4 protein-coding genes are annotated in these 6,862 nt (G+C 70.4%); 2 read left to right on the top strand and 2 right to left on the bottom strand.

Annotation, left to right across the window (positions count from 1 at the left end):
- Positions 1-95 precede the first annotated feature (95 nt).
- Entirely contained in the window at positions 96-1,634 is a 1,539-nt protein-coding gene (locus tag H9651_RS06930; protein ID WP_191718538.1) for a cation:proton antiporter, read from the bottom strand.
- A 94-nt stretch (positions 1,635-1,728) separates the two neighbouring features.
- On the opposite strand from H9651_RS06930, the gene H9651_RS06925 reads away from it, so the two are divergent.
- Positions 1,729-2,184 (top strand): MarR family winged helix-turn-helix transcriptional regulator, encoded by a 456-nt coding sequence (locus tag H9651_RS06925; RefSeq protein WP_191718537.1) that lies wholly within the window; start codon positions 1,729-1,731, stop codon positions 2,182-2,184.
- A 20-nt stretch (positions 2,185-2,204) separates the two neighbouring features.
- On the opposite strand, the gene H9651_RS06920 is transcribed toward H9651_RS06925, so the two are convergent.
- Positions 2,205-3,467, bottom strand: a complete 1,263-nt coding sequence (locus tag H9651_RS06920) for an MFS transporter (RefSeq protein WP_191718536.1) — start codon at positions 3,465-3,467, stop codon at positions 2,205-2,207.
- Between the two features lie 364 nt (positions 3,468-3,831).
- On the opposite strand from H9651_RS06920, the gene H9651_RS06915 reads away from it, so the two are divergent.
- Positions 3,832-6,816 carry a DEAD/DEAH box helicase gene (locus tag H9651_RS06915; protein ID WP_191718535.1) on the top strand — a complete coding sequence of 995 codons (2,985 nt, stop codon included), beginning with the start codon at positions 3,832-3,834 and terminating at the stop codon, positions 6,814-6,816.
- Positions 6,817-6,862: the final 46 nt, after the last annotated feature.

Genomic DNA, 6,862 nt, shown 5'->3' with positions numbered 1-6,862 from the left:
CCGGCCGGGTCTACCCCGACATCCCCCGACGCGTCCTCGAATTCACCGCCCTCGCCACCGCCACAGCCTTCGAACCCGCACCGTTCTAGCGGTCGCTAGGGCGCGGCGGGCTCGCGCACGGAATCCGCCACCATGATCAGCGCATCAGGGTCGGACGCGAGGGCGAAGGCGGTCGCCTCACCGACGGTGCGGATGATGGCCCCGTCGATGCCGACGGTCTGGAAGCGGTCCCCGAACCGATTGACGAGCAGCGCGAAAGGCGCCGTGTCGCGGGTGATGACGCTCACCGTGTGCCCCTCGTTCAGGAGCGCCTCGGCGAGCTCGACCGCGCGGGCCGCGTCATCCGCGCTGTACGTGGTGTGAGCGGGCCAGGCAGCGGTGAACCCGGTCGTGGGCGCAGAAGCGGGGGCATCGGCCGAAGGGTCATCGCCCGTCGTGCCGTAGGAGGCGAGCACCGGCTGCGGCGGCCCCGCCGACACGACCTCGCCGCCGCGCCGCCACAGACGAGGAGCGTGCGTCGCCAGGATCGGCCCGATCACCGCGAGGATGAGCACGTAGAGACCGGCGAAGGGTCCGATGCGACTGTCGAGGCCGGCCGCGGCGGCGATGGTGGCGAGGATCAGGGCGAACTCTCCGCGGCTGAGCAGGGTCAGACCGATCTCCACTCCGGTGAGCACCGAGAACTTCTGCAGGTGAGCGGCGAGCACGCCGGCGCCGATGTTGGCGATGATCGTCACGGCGGCGGCGATGAGTACGGGCACCAGCACTTCGCCGAAGCGCGCGGGGTCGAGGGTGAGCCCGAAGCCGAGGAAGAACACGGCGGCGAAGGTGTCACGCAGCGGCGCGATCGCCCGATCGGCCTTGTGTCTGGCATTGGTTCCGGCCACGACGAGGCCCACCATGAACGCGCCGATGGCATCGGACACCCCGATCTCCTCGGCCATGCCGGCGATCAGCAGCGAGAGTCCGACGAGCCCGACGATGAACAACTCCGCCGACTTCTCGTTCACGATCCTGCTCACCACGCGGCTGCCCTTGCGTGCGACGGTGAGGAGGAAGACGAGGAAGCCGATCGACAGCACGAGCTGCAGCACCGATGCCCAGACGTCGGCATTCGGCTCGATCGCGACGCCGAGCACGGCGAGGTAGACGGCGAGGAAGACGTCCTCGATGACGACGATGCCGAGGATGAGCGGTGCTTCGGGCCGCGAGAGCTTGTGCAGATCGATCATGAGTTTGGTCACGATCGCCGAGGAGGAGATGCCGGTGATGCCGGCGACCACGAGCGCTTCCGCCGTGCCCCAGCCGAGGGCGAACCCGAGCACGAGGCCGGCCCCGAAGTTGACGGCGATGTAGCCGATGCCGGCCACGATGAGGGTCTTGGCATCCTTCGCGAAAGCAGCGGTGTCGAACTCGAGGCCGAGATGGAACAGCAGCAGCACGAGACCGATCGTGGCGAGGACCGCGATGTCGTCATAGGGGAGGTCGACCGGGATGATCTCGACCGAGGGGCTGGCGGCCAAGCCGACCAGCATGTACACCGGCACACTCGGCAGCCCGATCAGTCGTGCCGCGCGTCCCACGAACGTGGCGATCACCAGCAGCAGCCCCAGGATCATGATCGTTTCGCCCATGCACACTCCCTCGTCGTTGTCGCACTTTAGGCTAACAGTTAGTCGACATCTAACGATTTGGGGAATGGTACGTTCATCCGGGGAGGTGGGGGGCATGTCGGGTTTGGCGCCGGAACAGCTGATCGAGGTGTTCGCGCAGGACAGCCGCGCGCTCTCGCACGCACTCGCGGCCGAGCGTGTGCAGCCGTTCCTGGGCCTCGATCTCACGCTCTCCCAGCTCAAGACGCTGATGCTGGTGGCCTCACGGGCCGCGAGCACCGGACGGGAGCTCGCCGAGAAGCTGCGCGTGAGCGCGCCCACGGTGTCGACCGGTGTCGAGCGGCTCGTCGAGCTGGGATATCTCCAGCGTGAGGAATCCGCCGCCGACCGCCGGGTGAAGACCCTCGGCGCCACGCGCAAGGGACTCGACCTCTACGACGAGTTCATCGGGCGGAATGAGACGTCGGCCGACCTGCTGGCATCCCTCGATCCCGAAGACCTCGCCGCGCTGGTGCGGGGGATGAGCGCGCTGCGTCGAGCGGCGGATGCCCGACGCGCAACTCCCGACTGACGTGCGGGCCGGGGCGCGGGCTATCGGCCCGCGGCGTCCTTGTCGACGATGGCCGGCGGTGCGGCCGCGATGTGCGAGATCGAGCGCCACACGAGCAGCAGCGTGACGGCCGAGCCGCCGAACGCGAACCACCAGGGCGCCGTGAGTCCCCACGCCTGAGCGATGAGACCGCCGAGCAGCTGGCCGATGACGAGCCCGCCGAAGACTCCGACCATGTTCACCGAGGCGATGCGCCCCTGCAGATGCAGCGGCACGAGGCGCTGACGCACGGTGGTGGAGATGGTGCCCCAGATGAAGGCGTACGCGCCGAAGCCGAACATGATCACGAAGGCGACGGCGGGGATCGTCGTGAGAGCGAACGCGAGGTGCATCAGCACTTCGAGTGAGAGGCACACCCGCATGAGAGTGGCGAACGAGACGTGGCGTTCGAGCCAACCGAAGCATGTCGTGCCCACGAGGCCGCCGATCGCGGATGCCGTCGTCAGTGCGCCGAAGCCGACGGCGCCCATGTCGAGGTGCTCGGTCGCGTAGAGCACGAGGATGCTCCAGGGTGCGGCCCACGTCACGTTGAACACCAGGATGATGACCACGAGCGTGCGCACCGGCGGGTGGGCGCGCAGCCATTGCAGGCCCTCGAGGATCGGGTGCGCCTTGCCGCCGCCGGGCGTCGGATCATCCTTCGCCGGCACCGGGGTGCGGGCGATGCGCGAGATGAGCACGACGGCGAGGCTCACGCACACGATCTGCACGAAGAACGGCCAGAACGATCCGATCGCGAAGAGGAACGCGCCGAGCGGGGGACCCGCCAGCTGGTTGCCGACGAGGTAGCCCGCCTGCAGACGGGCGTTGCCGATGCCGAGGTCCCCGGGGTGCACCAGCATGGGCATGAGCGTGCTGCCTGCCGTGTCGGCGAACACCTCCGCCGTACCGTAGAGGAACGCCACGGCGAGCACGATCCACACCGTGACCTGGCCGGTCGCGAGGAAGATCACCAGCCCCAGCACGATCACCGCACGGGAGCCGTTGGCGAGCATCACGAGCCGCCGGCGGTCATGGCGGTCGGCGATGGAGCCGGCCAGCAGACCGAACAGCAGCCACGGCAGGTACTGCATCATCGCGCCCGCCGCCACGAGCAGGGGCGACGAGGTGAGGGATGCCAGCAGCAGCGGCGCCGCAGACAGCGCGATGCCGTCGCCGATGTTGCTCGTCCACGACGACGCCAGCAGCCAGCGGAAGTCGCGGCCCAGGCGCCGAGGCGCGATCAGTTCGCCGAGCGAGACCATGTCGTGTTCCTAGGGGTGTTCGCCGATGATCACGACGTCACAGCGCCATGACGGGCGCGCGGTCGCAAGGCGGATGAACACCCTATCGCTGCGGGGACGGCGGCGCCCTCATCCAGCGCAGCGGCGTTGCTGATGGCCGCATCGAGGTCCTCCGAAACGGCGACGAAGTACAGCTGGTCGTACTGTGCCGCGGCGAGCACATCACCGGCACCGATGAGCGACGCGGCGGCCGTCCCCGCTGCCTGGCTCTGCGAGACCTTGTCGTCGCTGTGGCCGCCGTCAAGGCTGGGTGCTCGCCTGCCGCGGGCTCGGTTCGGCGGTGTCGCATGGGGCTTGTACGCTCGTTCGGGGGTGAGGGGCGTCCGTGAGTCTGGCTGGGGGAACTCGACGATTGTCCAACGACGCGGCACCGGGCACCCGGGGCGAGGAATCGTGGACTCCCGCCTCGGCGGTGATCCCGCCGGAGCTGCGGAAGTATCTCGACTCCTTCGACCGCCTGAATCCGCTGCAGTCGAAGGCGCTGCCCGTCGTCTTGTCCACAGCCGGGCACGTCATGGTCGTCGCACCGACCAGCTCGGGTAAGACCCTCATCGGCGAGGCCGCCGCGCTGCGATCGATCGTCTCCGACGGCAAGCCCGCCGTGTGGCTGCTCCCCGCCCGCGCGCTCGCTGCGGAGGTTGCCGAGATCGCCCGGCGGTGGAGTGCACACGGCATCCGCACCGTGGAGCTCACCGGCGAGACGAACATGTCCAGCGACGCCGTGCGCCAGGCGCAGCTCTGGGTGGCGACCACCGAGAAGTTCGAGGCGCTCTATCGGCGCGCGTCGCTCAAGGACGTCATCGGTCGCATCGGATGCCTCATCATCGACGAAGTCCACCTGGTGGGCGACGCCGCCCGCGGGGCGACGCTCGAGTCGCTCATCGCCCGGCTGCGCGTCGCGGAGGGGGGCACGCGCATCGTCGCGCTGTCGGCGACGGTCTCGAACGCCGAGGAGCTGGCGGGCTGGTTCCACGCCGACCTCGTGCGTTCCGCGTGGCGTCCCACGTCGCTGACGACTCAGACCATCCCGTACGACGCCCCCACACAAGGCAAGCGGGAGGACTACGAGGCGGCGAAGGACGACGTCGTGCTGCCGCTGCTGCGCAGGCTCGTCGGCGAGCACCTGGGCAGCTCGTCCGCCCGCGCGGTCGAAGGGGCGCCGGCCAGTGCGGTCGTGTTCTGCGGGAGCAAGGCAGGTGTCGTCCGCACCGCCGCCCGCGCGGCGGGCGTGCCGTATCGGGGTGTCGACCTCGAAACGGTGGTCGACTCCTGCTTCCGGCGAGGCGTCGGCATCCACTTCCGTGATGCGCCGCAGGCCGGCCGCGCGCTGGAGGCGTTCCGGGCGCGTGACCTGCGCGTGCTGGTGGCGACGTCGGGCCTGTCGACGGGAGTGAACACCCCCGCCAAGTTCGTCGTGATCCGAGATCTCGAACTCGGGATGACGCCGCTGGAGGTCAGCCAGGCGCAGCAGATGTTCGGGCGTGCGGGGCGCGCGGGTCAGGAGGACGAGGGGTTCGGGTTCCTGCTGGTGCCGCGCACCGAGGAGGCGGACTGGAACGCCCGGCTCGGCGACGGGTACACCGCGACCAGTCGGCTCACGGGGCAGCTCGGCGACGCGATCCTCGCGGAGATCCTGCTCGGGTCGGTCGTCGACCGCGCGAGCGCGCGCGCCTGGTTCGCGCAGACGCTCGCCTTCGCCCAGAACCGCGCGCGTGTCGATCTGGACGGCGTCATCGACACCCTGGTGCAGCGCGGATTCGCGTCGGAGGTCGACGGTCGGCTCACCCCGACGGAGGTCGGCCTGCTCACTTCGCGTCTCATGATCGACGTCGACTCGGCGGCGGAGATGCGGCGCATGATCGCCGAACTCCCGATCCCCGCGAACGCCGACGAGGCCGAAGAGCTCGTCGTGCAGACCATCGCCACCGCGGTGGCTTCGCTGCGCGACCGCCCCGTCAACGAGCGCACCTACGCCGACTACGTCGGCCGGCTGCTGGCCAGGTGGTCGCCCCGGGTGATCGCGCGCGCGGCCGATCGGTTCGGCGCGCAGGTGTGCATGGCGGCGGCGCAGATCGCGCTGCGCGCGCCGGGCCGCATGCGGGAGAACCCGCCGCCGGGGGTCTCGATGGCCGAGTTCCGCCGCGCGGTGGAGGACATGCCGCGTTACCTCGCGTGGGTCGCGGCGCTCGGCTACGCCGATGCCGCCACCTGGGCACCCGCCGTCGCCGGCGACCTCGCGCGGCGGCTGACCTGGTGGCACCTGTCCCCGCACCCCGAACGCGGCTCGGGCCGGCTGCTGTGGATGCTCGAACGGACGCTGGAGCCGCACCGTCACCGCAGCGCCCTGCCCGACCTCTGGCGTCGCGCCCGGGCTGCCGGCTTCTCGTCGCCCGACGCGGTCAACGCGAGGCCGAGGGGCGTCGATGTGAACGCGGACGGTTTCGCCGACATCGTCCAGGCTCGAGCGGACCTGCATCTGGACCCGCTCGTCGATCTCGCGCTGTCCTATCGCACCTCGAGTGCGCACGCGCGCGTCACCGCCCTGAGCAGCACCGGCAGCAGTCGTGCCACCACCACGATCCGGCCGGCGCTCGGGCCCATCGACCTCGCGCTCCCGCCGCGATCGGGGGGACGGGTGGCGGTCGACGTCTTCCTCTACACGCGAGACGGTGACGTCGGCTACGACAACCTGGTCGCCGACATCGCCGAGCCCGCGGATGCCGCCGACGCGCGCTCGCCGATCGACGAAGCCGTGCCGCTGCTCGACGACCTCCCCCAGGTGCGTGCGGTGCTGCACCACCCGCGGGGCGTCCGTCGCCTGTTCCAGGGCGAGCGCCGGCACCTGCGCGAAAGTGTCCGGCCGCTCATCGCCGCCGACCCGCGCCTCGCGGCGGTCGCGATCGCGCTGGCTGAGCACCATGCCGACCCCGAGGCTGCGATCGTGGCGCTGCGGACCAATCTGCGTGCGCTGCTGCGGGAATCGAGTCGCACCGAGCTGCGCTCGCCGCACGCGGTGCTCCGCTCCCGCGAAGCATCCGAGGCCGAGGTGCAGGTGACGCTCGCCGCGTTGCTCGCGTCGCTACAGTTCGACGTCGGCATCGCGATCTCCGAGGGGCATCCGCTCGCCGTCGCCCGCGCGAACGAGCAGTGGGTGCTGGCAGGGCCACGTCACGCGCAGCCGGGCGCGATCGAGGCATTCATCCCGCCCGTGCTTCCGCGCAAGATCGAGACCGTGTCGGCGCCTGTGGTGTCGGGCACGAGCGCGGCGGCCGAGCCGCGCTGCGGGTGGCTGAAAGAGTTCGCGCGCTGAGACGACGCCCGGTGGCGGACAGATGCTGCAGCGCAGCGGAAGATCG

The organism is Microbacterium pullorum (genome assembly GCF_014836535.1).
In the GTDB taxonomy this organism is placed as follows: Bacteria; Actinomycetota; Actinomycetes; order Actinomycetales; family Microbacteriaceae; genus Microbacterium; species Microbacterium pullorum.
This window is presented reverse-complemented; position numbering and strand designations above follow the sequence as displayed.